The sequence below is a fragment of the Flavobacterium frigidum genome, assembly GCF_048286795.2.
Window position 1 is genome coordinate 1 of record NZ_JBLVPT020000013.1, and the last position, 18,833, is coordinate 18,833.

Genomic DNA, 18,833 nt, shown 5'->3' on the forward strand with positions numbered 1-18,833 from the left:
AGCTTGTTCCATTATAGCTACTTCAAAGATTTTGTAACTATCTTGACCGCCATCAGGATTTGGAAAACTTACAATCACGTTAGAATCTGTAGCAGAATCCATTGGTGCCATTGATAGTTGAGTGCTTAAAACAGAAAGATCTAAAGTAAAAACCTTGTAGCCAGTTCGAGGCATATCTGAGAAAGGAAAAGCGGGCAGTTGATTAACATGAGTTTGTGTCATGACCGTCCAAGGTGAGATTTGACCTAAAGCATTTAATACGGAAAACAATAGTATTGAAAACAGTAATAGTTTTTTCATAATTTATCTTTTAGTTTGGGGCTGTTTAAATGATTTATGGCATTAAGTGTTTTAAATTTTATTTTTTTTAATTGCTGCTTCCAAAGATATAATTATTCTAAAATAACTCTTATTATGGCTTTGGTTTACCTATTTGTAAAGGATACTAAATAAAGAACAGTATATACTTTTTCTAGATAGTGTAAGTTCAAGTTATAAGTGCAACAGATAAATTAAAAACACTTGGAGTTACCCCCCCCCCCCCCCAACTGTTTAAGGTCAGATGCCTAAATTTTAAATACATGAAAAAATACAAACAATTAAACGAGCACAAAAATGCCAAATTGAAGCTCTATTACAAGCTACATGTAATCAAACGAAGATAGTAGCTCAATGAGCTGTTGGTTGCTTTTAGAGTAGCATTTATAGAACTCCTTGTTATAAAATCGTGGTCTTTAGTGCAAGTCGAGTTTCACTGTTTAAATTGATTATTTTTTCTATGATTTTCAGGAGTGTCGTCTGTCATTTTTTTAAAAATATGATAAAAATTGCTTTTGCTATCAAAACCCAGTTCATAAGCAATTTCATTTACAGGAATTAAAGTATCTGAAAGTAATATTTTTGCTTTCTCTATTTTTCTAGATAGCACATATTGGTAAGGAGTTAAACCCAAATATTTAGAAAATAATCTAGAGAAATGGTCCTTTTTCCATTTTGTGAGTTTGGTTAATTCTTCAATATCTAGTTTTTTTTCTAAATTGCTATTAATATAATTTACAATTTCTTTTACTTTAAATGGAATAGGGCTTATTTCTTCATTTTCTATACGATTGGCATCTATTTTTTTGTGCGAATAGTTATTTAAAACTATCGAAACGGTCGATAATAAATCTTCATCTTTAAATGGTTTAACTATATAGCCTTGCGGCCTAGTTATGTTTACTTTATCTAAGGTGCTTTTGTCAGAATAGGAGGTGAGATAAACATAAGGAATTGTGTCTTTTTTTAGTAAATAACTGCCTAATTCGGTTCCTTCTTTATCTTTGTTTAGGTTAATATCAATAAGCACTAAGTCTGGTGGTGATTTTTTAATATATTGAATAGCATCTTCGACCGATGTAATATCGATAGTAACTTCGTAGTTGTTTTTTTCTAAAACTTTTTTAATATGAAGTGCTATTAATAATTCATCTTCTACAACAATTATTTTTGATTTCATGAGATTAAAGTTTTATTGTTTTAAATTGTATTGTAAAAATCGTACCTAATGAATTTTCAATTTGTAGCGTACCTTTTATTTGCGACACCAAAAGCCGAACTAGTTCAAGTCCTAAACCGTTTTGCTGTTCTTGTTTGTTTTCAAACCCAATACCATTATCGCTTATAGTAAGCGTAAATTTTTTCTTATTTTCTTTTAATGAAATTTTAATTGTTCCTGATGATCTGTTTACAAATGCGTGCTTGTACGCATTATTGATCAATTCGCTAACAATTAAACCAATAGGTATAGCAGTTTGAATATCGAAATAAATATCATGTACATCAAGTTGCAATTCTATTTTTTTAAAACCTTGATAGGAACTTATAATAGATGAGATCAAATTGTTCATGTATTCTTTAAAATCAACTTTGCTTAAATTTTGACTTTGATACAAGTTTTCATGCACTAAAACCATAGAGTTAATTCTGGCTTCGCTTACGCTTATAAAATCTTCAACGGTTAGTTTTTGGGCATCTAGTGCTTGAATTTTTAGTAAACTGATAACCATTTGCATATTGTTTTTTACTCTATGATGAATTTCTTTGAGCAATATTTCTTTTTCTACAAGCGATTTCTGAGTTCGTATTTTTTCGGTCTCGATTACTTTATTTTTATTTTTAATCGTCTTATTTGTTTTAATGTAAAAAAATATAAATGCCAAAGCAATTGATAGCAAAACACATATAAAGGTTAAAAGGTCTTTTTGATTTTTATTCTCAACGGTTTTGATTGTTTTTTGCTCTTGCAAGGTTTTTATATTATAATCTTTTAAGGTTATATCAAAATCAATTTGGAGAAGTAAGTGATTTTCATTGTTTATTTTATTGTTTCGCTTTTGTGTGAAATTTATTTGTTTTCGATAAAAATAGAGTGCTTTTTTATAATTGCCTAAATCCTCTTCTATTTTAGATACGTTAGCATTCAATTCAAAATTTTCAAATTGTTTATACAAAGAGTCATGAAAAACAAGCCCTTTGTTGCTGTAAAAACGAGCCTCTTTTTTTTTATTTAAATCAAAATAAATATTGCTCAATATAACATAACATTCAATTTTATATTCTTGAATGGTATTTTTTGAATCAATTACTTTGTTTATGTAAGGAACAGCTGCATTATATTTTTTTAATTTATAATACGCATTGGCAATGTTGTATAAAATTAAATTGTACTGCCATTCGCTGGTTCTTTTATATTTGTAAATAGTTTGATAATTTTTTAAACTTAAATCTAAGGCCTCTTTATGTCTTCCTAATTCGTTAAGTAGTAATGCTTTTTTTGCTTCGACCAAAAATTGTGCTTTTTCCTCTGAGTTTTCTATAGAAAAATTAATGTAAACTAATGCTTTTTCATTTTGGTTTAAAGAAATGTATTGATCTGAAATTCTTTGAAAAAAATAGCTTTTTGAAATCGACTTTTCTTTTGATAAAAGAGGTATACCTTTTTTATAATAAAATAACGATTTAGCTATAGAATGTTTAAAGCAATTATTATCGCCCAATAATCTATAAAAATTTAGTAGGATGTCTTTGTTTTTATGGTTTAAAGCTAGTTTTAAATTTTGGTTGAGTACTAGCTTGCTTTTTTGATTATCACTAAGCCCAATATAAATTTTAGCCATTTCAATAACATTATTAAGATAATGGCCAATAGCATTATTTTTAATTAAAATAGATGCTGCTTTTTTAGAAAACTGTAATGCATCGTTGTATTTATTATTCAATGAATGTACACGAGAACAATTTAAATAATATAAACCGTAGCCTATGTCATACTTGTGTTTTCGCGATAAAATTAAAATTTTTTGGTTGTATTTCTTTAAATTGGCTTTACTGTTTGTAGCATACTCTAAACATATAGAATGTAATGTATTTATTTGTGATTTATAATTTTCACTATCATTAAGTACAACAAGCAAGCTGTCTATTTGTTTTTCGTTTTGAGAAAAAGCGACAGTATGACCTAACAATATAAAAACAGATATTATAATATTGTTCATAATATATTTGTAAGACAGATTATATTTTTAAATATAATCTTTTTTATTTTTAAACATGAAAAAATAATAATCAAAAAAACCACTCCAGATGATTGGGGCGGTTTCTATACTTAAAAATAATTATTTTAAAAAAAACCGTTCAAGGATTTGCCCTTAAACGGTTTTAAAAAAAATTAAAATATTTCTTATTAAATTTTAAAATACCATTTCTAAATATTAAGAAATTTTTTTAAATACTAACAATTCTTTTAAAAAATAAAAGGTATAGAAATTGGCTTTATTTTTATTATTCAAATCTATTAATTTTTATCACATTGGCATATTTATAAGAACCATCTTGATTTTCAATAGGGGATTGTGAAAATCTATAAATATCTGCAGGTAATGTTGCATTAATAGCTCTATATACAGAACCATCCCAATCCATTGTTATTGAACCACCGCTCGGCATACAACATAAAAGTTTATTTTGGCTACTACTAAATGGAGTGTATGGTGAGCCAACATAAATGCCAAAAAAATCATTGTATGTCCAAAAGCCAGCTAAATTTAGAGTTTCTGTACTGATCTCACTATTAAATAGTATTGTTGGATCGTACCCTCTAAAAAGAGGTCCAACTAGTGTTGTGTTCGCAACAGTTGTGGCACTTATAAAATAATAAAACCGATGTTTAGGATCAGAGCTAATACATCGGTACTGACTAAAAACTCTAACATATGGTAGCGCCTGAATAAGTTGTTTTATTCTTCGTTGTTCGTAAGTAAAAGGATCAAATGTGGTATAATATAAAGAATTGCTCGATTCTGTTAATTTTGCCTCAGCTTCTCTTTTTAATACACCTAATAAATGATTATTAATAGTAGGTGTAGCAGCATAATTAGATAAAGTCATCAACATGTTATAAAATTCGGCTAATTCTGTACTTCTTGTTTGTTGTATTGCAAGCTTGACTTGTGACGCGATATAATTATCTCGAACACTTGTAGTTACGCCATTTTCAGTTACAATAGTACTAGTAAAAATTCCTGGGTTGTAAACATCATACTTCATTGATATTATAGGTTTTGTTGATTGACTATTAACCGCTGTAGTAAAAAGATTTTGTAATTCTATAAAGTTTGAAAGACTAAATGTACTTGCGGTAAGACTTGATGGAAGCGAAAAAGCTATATTTGAATATGCTTTAAACTCTACCTGCGTATTTGATACTCTAGAAGTCATTGTTGAATCGTAAGTATAACTGGCTTCAGTAGATGCTTTGCTATTAAAAAATTTAACACTTGCTGCTGCTTGAAAAGATTGTTTATCAGAATAACTCATATTGGCTTGGTCATAATAAACTTTTAACATTACAGTTAGCGAACCCCCTAATACCTCTTCAGAAATAAAATAAGGGCCATATAAATCAGTAAAGGTACGACCATTAACCGAGTTGTTATCACAATACGGTTGCGCTGCGCTGGTCATATTAGCAAATGTGTTTCCAACTACATATTTACCTAATCCAACTTTAATTACACCTACCATGTAGAAACTATTTGAGGTGTCTGACAAGTTACTTGATAAATTTGATTCATAACTTCCTGAAAAATTTGCTCGCACATCTGCAGTAGGCTTAATATTACCACTAAAAGAAATTGTACCGGCAGTATTAATTACTGATATTTTTTCAGAGTTATTTTCAACACTGTAAAAAGTAGCACTCGATTCGTTTCCAAAATTGCTTAGTCTAGAATCTACAAATGGTGTTCCGGCATAGGATGCGGTAAATGGGTTATATCCCATACCAATAAGTAGCCCATCTCCTGTTTGTGTAATTGTTCTACTACTATTTCGCGCCATTACATGTTTACTTTCTTGAATAGAATTACCTTCTTTTGAAAGATATGATTTATTCATAACATCATAACACGGTTTGTCATAAACGCCAGAAACATCAATATTTTTTGCTTCAATGGCTTTTACATCTATAGAATTGCTATCGGTAATGTTTTCATTTTCAAGATTATCAGTACAAGCATAAATTAAGAGTAAAAATATTGCTAAAGCCCAAAGATAAATTGTTTTTTTTATAAATTTTTTCATGGTTAAATTTTTTATTATATTTTAAAATTTTCTATTTCTCGTTTTTCCAGTTGTTGCATTACAGACACTGCAACAACTGTTGTGTTCTTGGGAATTTTTTGTGGTTTTTTCATAGGTTCGTTTTTTTGGTTAAGTTTAATATGTAAATTTATGTTTAACCAAAAAATCAAGATTGTCATAAAACGATATAAATTGCTGATAAACGATATTATGTTTTTGACAAAAAGTTAACGTGTTGTTTATCAGTAATTTAAAATAGGGGTTTTTGTTAATATTTTGATAAAATATTTTATAATTATTAATTTTCTTATAAAAATTTACGATTTTAACTTAAAATAAGTACATTCTTTTATCTTTTTAAGATTTAGATTTAGTGTCATTTCGAGTGATTTTGGCGCGATACGTTGCCACAATGTAAAATTGTACCTTTCTATAATTGTATCGTGAAGTTTTAATACTCCTCTAGATCTACATCGTCACTTTGATTGTTTTACTTGATAATGATAGATAAAGTGTACATGATGTAAGCCAAAACCTTTCGAGAAGTGTAAGACATTTCTAGATACAATTTTTATAGTGGGTAACATTCAAGCTTATTTTACATTACGATCGAGGCTGGCAATGCTACAGTAAAAGATATTAAAATCACCTTAAATAAAAAGGCATTATATAAAAGGTTGACTTTCTTGCTTCTGCAATTATCGAAAATTGTTTAGGGATATTACAATTAGAACTGTTGTATCTATAAAATACACATCAGTAGAGTAGGTAATAAAGGAAATTAAAGAATAGGTACACTAGTATAATAGTGACAGCAGCAAATTAGATTTAAATAAAATGAGCCCGATACACGATCGAGCTCATTATTATCAAGATAAATGATAAATTTTTAAAACTTTTGGATGCAGTCTACAGGTAAATCCAAACCTTTTTTTGTTTAGATGTATTTTATTACCAAGGGAACTTGCTTAATACGATAGCTATTTTTTTATAATTTTTAAATAATTGTATTTATTTTCTACTTTATCAAATACAATTACAAAATACAAACCTTCGGTATATTTTTCCATGTTTACTTGCAACAAGGTAGCACCAGTTTTTTCATATTTTGGAGTGATGTATTTACCGTTTAAATCATAAAAACTAAAACTGAAATCATCTGTGTTATTTCTTGTATCAATTGTGAATAATCCTTGAGTAGGATTTGGATAGGCGACAACCGTAGCGACTGACTTTGAAATAAAATTTTCTATTGCCAAAACTTGGTCTGATGCCAATGAATAGCAAGAATTTGTTACTTGGTAACTACTTCCCGCACAAGGGTTAGAAACCCGTTGGATATACAATTTTTTATTAATCAAAGTAAATTTTAATTTTCCGTTTACAGAAGATTCAGAGTATACATTTGGTGAATCATTATTCAAAACAGAAGATGAAGCAGTAGAACCAAAATGCCTGTAATTGATAACATGTATAGAATTATTTAGCAAATCGATACTCAAATAAACTGTTGCATTGGTGGTGTTGCAACTAGTGCCTATATTTAATTTAACGAAAACACCATTTTGCACTCTTGCAATCGATGCAAAATCTTTAATGAGATTTGTATTCGAATTCGTTATTGTAGCACCAGAAATAGTGTTGTTACAATTTGAAGGTTCAAGGGTATTATCAATTCCATTTTGATCGTCATCCATCACAGACCAACACGATGGGTTGAGTCTAAAACTGCCATTACCACAAGGATTATAAATTCTTTTAACGTAAAGTTTATTGTTACTAATAAAATAATTTACTTGTGCATTTGTAGTCAATGTGCTGGTTATAGAACTGGTTTCGTTTCCTGTACTATCTGAATTTGTTGAAGCAAAATGTTGGTATCCAAGTACATGTATTATATCTGAATCTAGGTTTACAATGGCTTTTAAATTATTGGTAGCATTGTTGCAAGAAGTAAAAGCGTTTAGATTCACATAAAAAAGTCCGCTTGTTGCACTTGCAAAATCTGTTACCAATATATCACTACTGTCTGTAACTGCTGTAGATTGCGGAATTTGATTATCACATTTTTGTAGTTCACTAGAATCTCCAGAATCTATACCAGTAGCACTATATGGTTTCCAGCATGATTCTTGTAAAGTAACGGTTTTGTCAGTCTGACCAATTGACGCACAATAATTGAAAATATGGTTTAGATATAATGTTTTGTTGATTAACGAAAAAGATACCTGCGCCCAACGATTACTAAAACTCGTTACATTATTGGTATTGTTTCCTGTAACTTGAATTGGCAAAACGCCATCTTCGAAATGACTGTAACGGATAACACTAATTTGATTGTTATCTAAATTGACTATGGCAGTCAAATTACTGGTATAATTTCCACAATTGGTAAAAAGATTCAGTTTTACAATAAATTTTCCGGTTGTTGCACCATTAAAATTGGTAACTAATCCTTGGCTTCCAACTGCTAAGCTTGGTGCTGCTGGAATATTATTTACACAGTTTACAGGATTTTCAAAATCGGAATTTAACACCAAACAACTTGCGGCATCATAATTTACAGTTATAAAATTTGTTACAGTTTTTGTATCTGATATTCCTGAACTGTTGGTTACTTTTAGCGTAGCATTTACAACTCCTGGAGATAAAAATTTTACAACAGGATCTTTTGAAGTTGCACTTGTACCACTTAAATAAATAGGTGTTTTAGAAAAAGACCATTCCCAAGTTGCACCAGTATAATTAAGAATACTATAATCGCTAAATTTTATTTCTTGGTTTACACAAATGTTTTTTACGTTGGTTGTTGGTTGTGCCACAGGATTACTTTTTTCGTAAAAAGGGATTGTTTGCACACCACCTTTAGCACTTGCAACAATTAATCTTTCTTTAAAATAAGATGCTTTTAAAAAAACTCTTTCTTTGGCTGTTCCACTCATTAAATTTGGTGAATAATCTATCCAATCTGGCATGGTGTTGTTTTTGTAAAAACATTTTGATATTTCATTTTGAACTCCCATGATGTACACACCACCATTCGAACCATATTGATGTTGTATTTGTCGAATATTAAATCCGTTTAAATTTGGTGTATTTAAATCAGTCCAAGTTTGTCCACCATTGGTGCTTTTAAATATCCTAGTATTGTTGGCAATGCTGCCGTGAGTAAGCCAAATTTCGTTGGCATTTGTTTGCGATACGTCTATGTAACACTCAACTCCTTCTGGTTTTAAATCTATGTTATTAAGTGTCATGTTGCATTGGGTCCAGTTTGCGCCACTATCACTGGTTTTCCAAAGTCCATCAGTATGGGTCATTACATACATTACTTTTGGGTCTTTTCTGGTTGTTTTTACATCCCAAACTAATGAGTTAAAACTTTTATAAACTTGATTAGTTACACCATTATCATAAGAGATAATCACATCGTTATTAAAACCTGAATAAATAATGTTACTATCTTGTGTGTTCGATGTGGTATCACTATTTCTTAGCCCACTAATATAAGAATTGTTTTTGAGCGTAAAAGGATGAGAATCTGTATAATTCAAACAATAATCTACATCTATTTGTTTAAACCGTTTCAAATTCAAATCTTCATAAAACATTGAATTTGGTCTACTGAAAATTGCTTTTCCCACGGGTGCTTCATTTGAATGGATATGTATTGATTTACCGTTGTTCCAATTGGGGTTAAAAATGTTATTACCGTTGTGTATTTTTCCACCACCCATTTGATCGGTATTAAACCCAATATCAAACCCGATATAATTTAATGAAAACATCCCTTTGGTCATGGTTTTATAGAGCGAAAGATTGGTGAAGTTATCTGGAGATTCTCCCACGCCACCATCAGTGGAAACCACAACTTTTTCTCCAATAAAAACCAAGTCTTGAATGTCGGCATGAATTTTACCGCTCAAAGGACCACCGTAACCACCAATTTTATTAAAAGTTAATCCACCGTCTGTAGATTTTAAGAAATCGGAAATACCAAAATAATAAATATTTGTATCTACTGGCGAAATACCAAAAACAAAAGCATAAAATCCTTGAGTAAATACCAAAGTTTCTTTTATCGATAAAAATGAAAAATTTTCGCCACCATTGGTACTTTTAATTATTTCTACAACGCCGTGACCTGTTGCACCTCTGGTTTGAAAACCGATTGAAACTAAATCTGGGTTTGCAGCAGAAACGGCCAACAAAAATCCTTCTTTACCAGTATTTAGCGTGTAATTGGTTGGTTTAATTGTCCAAGTTAATCCTGCATCGGTACTTTTATAAAAAACACCTTGATCATCAATAGCATAAGCAATTGTAGAACTGCCAGGTTTAAATTCTACATCCATAAAGTAACCTGCTTGTCTTTCATTAAACGTTTCGCCTGCATCAGACGAGACAAATAGCCCATTGTGAGTAGCTGCAATAATGGTAGTGCCGTTGTTTGACCATAATATTTCGTTACAACCTCTTTGAACTGGTTTTACAGTCCAAGTTGCACCACCGTCTGCACTGTAACGAAACGGATTACTGGCTAATATTATTTTATTAGGATCGGTTGGATGAAAGGCGCTTGGCCCACCGTGTTCGTTAAGATAAGTCCAATTTGCTCCTCCATCTGTGGTTTTAAAATTAGAATTTGTTTCGTCACTTGCCAACCTAATATTCGGATTAGAGGGTGCAATATTTAAGTAATAAACATTTACCATTGCTTGCACTTGCTCGTCGTTAACTACAACTTCGGTTGTGCCAATTTGTTCCCAATTGTTGACTAAAACACTTTTGCCACTCTTTTTAGCGTTAATATTACTTTTATTTTTTTCAAATAACTCTGCGTTTTTAAAAATTTTTTTTTCTGTTGGCATTTCAATGAAACCTTCATCATTAATCCACTCACCAGGAACTTTCATAACGAAATTTAGTGCAAATCGCACAATTGGATTTTCCGAAAGACTTTCATTAAAATCACTTTCATCCTTTTCAACGGTTTCTTTACTAGTTTTTTCTCTCTTCTCTTTTTTTTCTTCAATTAACCATTCATGAAGTTCTTTTTTTAATTTCTTTACATTAATCTGGTCTGGATTTTCATAAAACTGATTTGCCCACCTTGGTGTTTCGCTTGTTTTTGATGGTAAATCAGAAAAGTTGATGTAGTCTTTAATACTCATTTTGGTATCTTGAGCAAAACCATTGATTGTTAATAAAAACAAGAGCAACACATAAATTTTTGTTTTCATATTTTAGTTTTTTAATTGAATTATCAAACTATTAATTCTCTATTTCCTGTCCGAAATAATTAGCTTTCCGTTTAGTATTTTATCTTCAGAAATTATTTTATACAAAAGCATTCCTTCTTTCAAATTGTAATTACCAAGAGGAATTGGAGTATTAAACTTTGTAAAAACCGTATCTATTAATTTACCATCAATACTAAATAAATTAAACTTAATATTGTCATTGTCATTTCCGTTTACAGTTACAAAACCATTGCTTGTTACTGGATTTGGATAAACCAAGGGTGTTTCAAATTTAAAATCATCTGAAGATAATGCTGTACCATTTAGTTTTATATTATCAATATATAATGCTTGACCAAACTGATTAATATTTCTAAATTTGATTAAAACATCTGATGTACCAGCGTAAGAAGACAAATTAATAGTTTCTGTGCGCCATTGCGTTGCTGTTGGTAGAAATAAATCTTGAGTTGATGGTCCTGTTGCTAATTGTTGCCCTACTTTATTATATAAAGTTACAAAACTAGGGCTACAATCTTTTGAAGCAAGTACTTGAAGGCCATCTTGATAACCATCCGAATGAAAAGAATATGCAACATCAAAAGTGAGTATTGCATTTGCAGTACTAATTGTAGACATATTGATTTTTGCAATCATGTCGGCAGTTGTGCCTGATGCGTTTATATTAAAGTTATCAAAAACCATACATTTTGAACTCTGTCCGAAACCACCAACTGCATCGTTGTAAGACCAATTGTAAGTACTTGTACTTTGCTGATACCAATTTTGAGGTAATAAATTTACTTCAAAATCTTGATTTATCGTTGCACTAATTAAACTCGAACTGGTATTTACGGTTATTGTGTCTGTAGAAGAAACTCCATTAGCATTTGTTACTTTTAACGTTATTAGGTGATTTCCCGAAGAATTAAAAAACACTTGCGGATTGCGTTGTGTTGAAGTGCTGATGTTTCCATCTTGAAAAGTCCAGGCCCATGTTGCATTGGTATGATTTAACATAGAATAATCGTCGAAATTAAAAACACTATTACAAGATGTTGCAGCACTTAATTTATCAACCATTATTTTAGCAACTGGCCTTGTTGGTTGTTCATATAATTGACTTTCCCAAATGCCTTTTCCATAACTCGCCATTCTAATTTTGCCATCTCTGTAAAAAGGACGAAGACCGTGTGCATTTATAACTGTTGGTAAGTTTCCGTTAAAAACAGTCCAATTAGTCATGGCATTATTTTTATAATAGCACGTTATATTAGTTGCAACATACACACCACCATTTGTACCACCAATTGTGGTCATAGATTGAATAGTTTGTCCATTAAGTTCACTTGTAGTTTGGTTAACCCAAGTTGAACCTCCGTTAATGGATTTATAGACTAAATTGTTATTTCCACCCTCTGCATAAGCAAGCCAAATTATTTGATCATTTTCTGGATCTATGCTAATAAGAGTTCTATTATTGCCAATTCCTGGCATCGCAATTGTAGAATTTGTTACCCAATCATCAGTAGTTTTAGCAAGATAACAACTTTGTGGGTATGGAGGTCTTACCACCACATACATGGTATTAGTGTTTCGTCTGGAAATTTCAATTCCTAAAACCATTGTTCCTGCGGGTGCAGTGTATTTGACCGTGGCAGTTTCGCCTCCGTCTAAACTTTTAAAAACCTTGTTTTCATAGCCTTTATAGATATAATTAAAGCAACTTGGATGAAATTCTATTTCAGATGATTCTGCATACCAAGGTGATTCGTTTACTGGCAAAAAATTACCTGGTGGCGCATCTAGAACAGCACCTGTAATTGTTTGTGGTAAAAATTTACTACCTAGAATAGTTGCGAAAACACGTGATTGATTGCTAGGACTAACATAACCTGATTGTGGTTCTCCGCCTGTTAAATTTAAAAATTCTCCACTTGGGAAGCCCTCTGCAAAGGCATCTACACCATTATGAAAAGTACCACCAATTAAAATATCTCTGTTCCAACCTGAGCCAAACCCCCAAAAATCTACTGCTCTCACGCCGTCCATTTTAAACTCTGAATTTGTATCAAAAAAATCATTTGATTTAAAAATACCGCCATCTGTAGTTGCCCAATACTCATTACCAAAAGCTCTATAATCTTGCTGATCTACATGTAAAATTGGTAAGCTGGAACATCCATAATTATACTTACAGGTAAAAGACTGCCCAGCATTATTACTGCGATGCATACCAATTCCGCCTACTAAAATTTCGTTAGCATTGGTATTTGATGCCATAATGGCCAAATTCATTGTTCCTTCTCCAAAGTCAAAACTAAAGCCTCCTAGAATATCATTAGTCATTAAATTAGGATGGTTTACATTATACGGTCCGCCGTCATATCCCATAGTATTTGCCCAATTTGATCCACTATCGTTACTTTTGTAAACACCAATAAAATTTTGGTCACCTTGTTTAGAGTTACCTGCTAAAATAACGTACACTCGGTTGCTGTCTGCTGCAGAAACTGCAATTCTTGCGCCTCCTACTGTTCTACTAGGATCTGTAGATGTGTACCAACCAGTTATTTGCGCTGTCCAAGTTAAACCGAGGTCTGTAGAAACAAGAAACTGATGTGTTTTTGTTGTTGTATTATTTATTACAGAATATAATGTATTTGGATTATTGGGTTTGGCCTTAATATCATAACACTCCTTGTTTAGTACTTGGTTCCAATTTGCACCACTATTTGTTGTTCTATAAATACCTTCTTTTCCAGCTAATAAAATTATATTGGGGTTTGCTGCATTAATATGTATTTCTGCAGGATTTATTATATAGCCACTATTTCTAATAGTACTGGTAAAAACTACAGCCCAATTATTGCCACCGTCTGTAGTTTTAAAAACTTGATTACCTGAACCAATATAAACGATATTTGGATCTGTGGGATGCACTGAGACAACAAAAACGCCTGCGTTCGCAACAACAGTATCTACTGCATCAGCAGTAACTAGAGTTTTAGAAACATTCACCCAAGTATTAGCGCCGTCGGTACTTTTATAAACTTCTCCAGGTTCTGTGCCACAATACATTATATTTGGTGTTCCTTCACAACGACCAATCGAGAGAATGTTTGCTTGAGAGCCACCTGGCGCAACGCCGCCAGTTTTAGGATTTTTAAATGGTCCCAACGCTGTCCAATTGCCACTCGCTACTCTGTTTAATTGTGTATCTTTTCTTAGTTTATCTACGGCTAATGCAAATTTAGCTTTTTTTGAAAAATCAATTTGACCGTCATTATTCAAATACGAATCAACTGATCTGCGCCAATGCTTATAATATTGTGTATAATTTGATTTTTTATAAGCTCTAGATTGAAAATATTTTAAATATAATTGATCAACCTCATTTACATTTGGTTTTTCTGAAAACATTAATTTTGCCCAGTCTGGCGCGTTTTTGTATAATTCACTGTTTTTATCAACTCCCGTAGGTTGTCCGTAACCTACTGAAAAACATATGATTAATATAAATAATTTAATTTTTTTCATAATTTACATTTTTGTTTATAACTTGATATGATTTTTTTATGTTTTTAACTCTCAATCAATGGTAATTCAGCTATTTCTTGTAATCATATTTTTTTAGCATTATAGTATCCATTTAAAAATATTAGTTACAAAACAGTTTAAATATTATTTTGGTTTTCGTAGTGTTATTTTTTAATTATTTTCAAATAGTTGTATTTATCATCTGTTTTATTATACACTATCACAAAATACAAACCTTCAGCATATTGTTCCATATTTACTTGCAACAAGTTATCAGTTGTTTTTTCAAATTTTGATGTGATAAACTTACCATCGATGTTGTACATACTTAAACTATATTCAGAATCATTCGATTTAGTATCAATCGTGAACGAATTGGTTGTAGGATTTGGGAAAGCAACAATGGTGGCAGCAGAATTTGAAACAAAATTTTCTATTGCCAAAACTTGATCTGCACCTAATGAATAGCAAGACTCTGTAATTTGATAACTGCTTCCAGCACAAGGGTTAGAAACCCGTTGGATATACAATTTTTTATTAATCAAAGTAAATTTTAATTTTCCGTTTACAGAAGATTCAGAATATACATTTGGTGAATCATTATTCAAAACAGAAGATGAAGTAGTGGAACCAAAATGCCTGTAATTGATAACATGTATATAATTATTTAGTAAATCAATACTCAAATAAACTGTTGCATTGGTGGTGTTGCAACTAGTGCCTATATTTAATTTAACGAAAACACCATTTTGTACTCTTGCAATCGATGCAAAATCTTGAATGAGATTTGTATTCGAATCCGTTATTGTAGTGCCAGAAATGGTGTTGTTACAATTTGAAGGTTGAAGCGTATTATCAATTCCATTTTGATCGTCATCCATAGCAGACCAACAAGATGGGTTAAGTCTAAAATTTCCGTTACCGCAAGGATTATAAATTCTTTTAACGTAAAGTTTATTGTTACTAATGAAATAATTCACTTGTGCATTTGCAGTCAATGTGCTGGTTATAGAACTGGTTTCGTTTCCTGTAACATCTGAATTTGTTGAAGCAAAATGTTGGTATCCAAGCACATGTATTATATCTGAATCTAGGTTTACAATGGCTTTTAAATTATTACTTGTGTTATTACAAGAAGTAAAAGCGTTTAGATTCACATAAAAAAGTCCGCTTGTTGCATTTGCAAAATCGGTTACCAATATATCGCTACTGTCTGTAACTAATGCTGATTGTGGAATTGGATTGTTGCATTTTTGTAATTCTGATAAATCGCCATTATCTATACCAGTACTAGCATAGGGCTTCCAACAGGAGGATTGTAAAGTAACAGTTCTGCCAGTCTGACCTGTGGATGCACAATAATTACTAACGTGATTTAAATACAACGAATTGTTACTTAAAGAAAAAGAGATTCCTGCCCAGCGCACGCTTGCACTGAAAACCGTACTAGTATTGTTTCCAGTAACCGATATTGGCAACACGCCATCATCAAAATGGCTATAACGTATCACACTAATTTGATCGGTATCTAAATCAATTATTGCATTTAAACTGCCTGTAAAACTTTGACAATTCGTCAAAAGATTCAGTTTTACTAAAAACTTTCCGGTTGTAGCACCATTAAAGTTAGTTACCAATCCTTGACCTCCAACTGGAATGCTTGGCGCACTAGGAATATTATTTACACAATTTACTTCGTAATCATAATCCGAATTCAAACGTATGCAACTTGCCGAATCATAATTGACATTAACAAAATTTGTAACTGTTTTTGTATCTGATTTTCCTAAACTGTTGGTTACTTTAAGAGTAGCATTTACAGAACCAGGAGATAAAAATTTTACGATAGGATCTCTTGAACCTGCACTTGTACCATTTAAATATATTGGTGTTTTAGAGAACGACCATTCCCATGTGGCGCCTGCATAATCAAGAATACTATAATCGCTGAATTTTATTTCTTGATTAATACAAACGTCTTTTATGTTAGTGGTTGGTTGTGCCACTGGATTGCTTTTTTCGTAAAAAGGAATTTCCTGAACGCCAATTGTTCCAGCAACTCTTAATTTTTCTTTGTAGTAAGTTGCTTTAAAAAAAACATTTCGAGATGTAGCAGTGTGTTTCACTAAATTCGTAGAGTAATCAACCCAATCGGTCATGGTGTTATTTCTGTAATAACATTTTGAAATTCCATAGGCTTGTCCCATTAAATAGATTCCACCGTTCGAACCGTACTGGTGCACTATTTGCTTAGATTGAAAATTAGTTAATATCGGTGTGTTTAAATCTGTCCAATTTTGTCCACCATCGATACTTTTAAATACTCGGTTAGTTGTATATTCTTTATTGTAGGTTAACCAAATTTCATTTGAATTTGTCTGCGATACATCAATAAAACAATTAATTCCGTTTGACGTTAAATTTGTATTATTAAGTGTCATTTTGCACAAAGTCCAGCTAAGACCGCCATCATTAGTTTTCCAAAGACCCGTACTTTGTGTCATAACATAAATCACTTTAGCATCTTTACGAGTGGTTTTTATATCCCAAACTAGTGATCCGAAATTTTTTAAAACTTGCCCAGTAATGCCGTTATCATAAGAAATTACAACATTATTTCCTGTGGCTGCATAGATAATATTGCTAAAATCAGTATTCGAAGTTGTATCGCTATTGCGTTCTCCAAAATAATAAAGATTGTTTTCTAATGTAAACGGAAAAGTAATAGTGTGATTTGGGTTGTAACTAATATCTATCTGTTTAAAATTCTTTCCTACACCAGAAAAAAACATGGAATTGGGTCTACTAAAAATAGCTTTACCATCAGCTTCTTCACCACCGCCAAGGTGTATTGCTTTTCCATTGTTCCAATCTGGATTGTACATAGAATTGCCATTATGAAATTTTCCGCCACCCATTTGGTCAGTATTAAAACCTAAATCAAATCCCCAATAATCAAGAGCCTCAAGACCTCTACAAGTACTTTTCCAGTTAGCAAGACTTGTAAAACCATCCGTAGATTCACTCACGCCACCATCGGTGGATAACACAACAGTATTTCCAAAAAGCACCATATCTTGCATGTCAGGATGGATTCCGAAAGGTGGATTGTAACCACCAATTGCATTAAATGTTAAACCACCATCAGTTGATTTATAAAAGGAGCAAATACCCAAAAAATAGGTGTTTACATCGGTAGGGGAAATACCAAAAACAAAATCGTAAAAACCTTGCGAACGCCAAATACTGGAGTTTGAAAGTAGTGCAAAATTTTCACCACTGTTGGTACTTTTAATTATTTCTACTGCATTACCACTTTCAAAAGTAGTACCAGTTAAAGAAGCAATACACACTAATTCTGGATTAGCATCCGAGACAGCAATTAAAAAACCATTTTTGGTAATATTAGAATTGTAGTTTGTTGGTTTTACCACCCATGTTAGTCCAGAATCTATACTTTTATAGAATACGCCTTCATTGTTGACTGCATAAGCAATAGTTGAACTACCAGGCTTAAATTCTACATCCATAAAACTGCCCGTTTGCCTTTTGCTGAAAGTTGCTCCAGCATCTGAAGAAACATATACACCATCATTTGTGGCTGCAAGAATGGTTGAACCATTAGTAGACCATATAATTTCGTTACATTCTGCAGTAACTGGTTTTACTGTCCAAGTTGTGCCACCGTCTGCACTTAATCTGAATGGGTTACTTCCTAAAACAATTTTATTCGCATCTGTTGGATGAAATGCGCTAGGACCAGTGTTTTCTGCAATAGTAGACCAATTTGCGCCGCCATCTGTTGTTTTGTAAAGTACGCCTGTTTCGCCACTGGCCAATCTAATATTGGTTGCCGATGGTGCCACACTTATATAATAGATATTGGTACTACTAACAATTTGCACACCATTTTGCACTATTTCTTTAGACCCAATTTGTGACCAATTATTAACTGAGACATTTTTATTAACGCTCTTATTATAGCTAGTTCTATTTTTTTCTTGATTTTCAGCCTCTTTCAAAAAGGCATTTTTAGTAGGCATAACAATAAATCCTTGTTCATTGATCCAACTTTGTGGCACTTTATTTATAAAATTTATTGCAAATCGAACAATTGGATTTTCGCTAATGTTTTCTTGTAGTTCGTTTTCTGGTTCATTTTCGTTTTCATTTTTAACTTTATCTTTTCTTTCTTTTTTTTCAGCAATAACCCAATTATTAATATCTGTTTTTAATTTATTGACATTAACTTGTTCTAGATTTTCATAAAATTGATTAGCCCAACTAGGCGTTTCGTTAGTTTTTGATGGCAAATCAGAAAAGTTGATATAGTCTTTAATACTCATTTTGGTTTCTTGAGAAAAACCCAATTGAAATAATAGTAAAGCGATGATTAGTTTTAATTTCATAATAGTTTAATTTGGGGTT

General features: G+C 31.7%; 7 protein-coding genes. All 7 read right to left on the minus strand.

The window, feature by feature from the left end; all coding sequences use genetic code 11:
• Positions 1–300 (minus strand): hypothetical protein (locus tag ACNQGB_RS12365; RefSeq protein ID WP_472777120.1); only part of this gene is annotated, 300 nt, incomplete at its 3' end.
• Positions 301–751: 451 nt separating this feature from the next.
• Entirely contained in the window at positions 752–1,498 is a 747-nt protein-coding gene (locus ACNQGB_RS12370) for a response regulator transcription factor (RefSeq protein ID WP_417944017.1), read from the minus strand.
• 4 nt (positions 1,499–1,502) lie between these two features.
• Positions 1,503–3,536 carry a tetratricopeptide repeat-containing sensor histidine kinase gene (locus tag ACNQGB_RS12375; protein ID WP_417944018.1) on the minus strand — a complete coding sequence of 678 codons (2,034 nt, stop codon included), beginning with the start codon at positions 3,534–3,536 and terminating at the stop codon, positions 1,503–1,505.
• A 286-nt stretch (positions 3,537–3,822) separates the two neighbouring features.
• Entirely contained in the window at positions 3,823–5,622 is a 1,800-nt protein-coding gene (locus ACNQGB_RS12380; RefSeq protein WP_417944019.1) for a hypothetical protein, read from the minus strand.
• A 980-nt stretch (positions 5,623–6,602) separates the two neighbouring features.
• Positions 6,603–10,865, minus strand: coding sequence for a T9SS type A sorting domain-containing protein (locus ACNQGB_RS12385; RefSeq protein WP_417944020.1), 4,263 nt, complete (start codon positions 10,863–10,865; stop codon positions 6,603–6,605).
• A gap of 39 nt (positions 10,866–10,904) precedes the next feature.
• Positions 10,905–14,405: a PKD domain-containing protein gene (locus ACNQGB_RS12390; RefSeq protein ID WP_417944021.1), complete on the minus strand. Its 3,501-nt coding sequence runs from the start codon at positions 14,403–14,405 to the stop codon at positions 10,905–10,907.
• Between the two features lie 164 nt (positions 14,406–14,569).
• Positions 14,570–18,814, minus strand: a complete 4,245-nt coding sequence (locus tag ACNQGB_RS12395; RefSeq protein ID WP_417944022.1) for a T9SS type A sorting domain-containing protein — start codon at positions 18,812–18,814, stop codon at positions 14,570–14,572.
• Positions 18,815–18,833 lie beyond the last annotated feature (19 nt).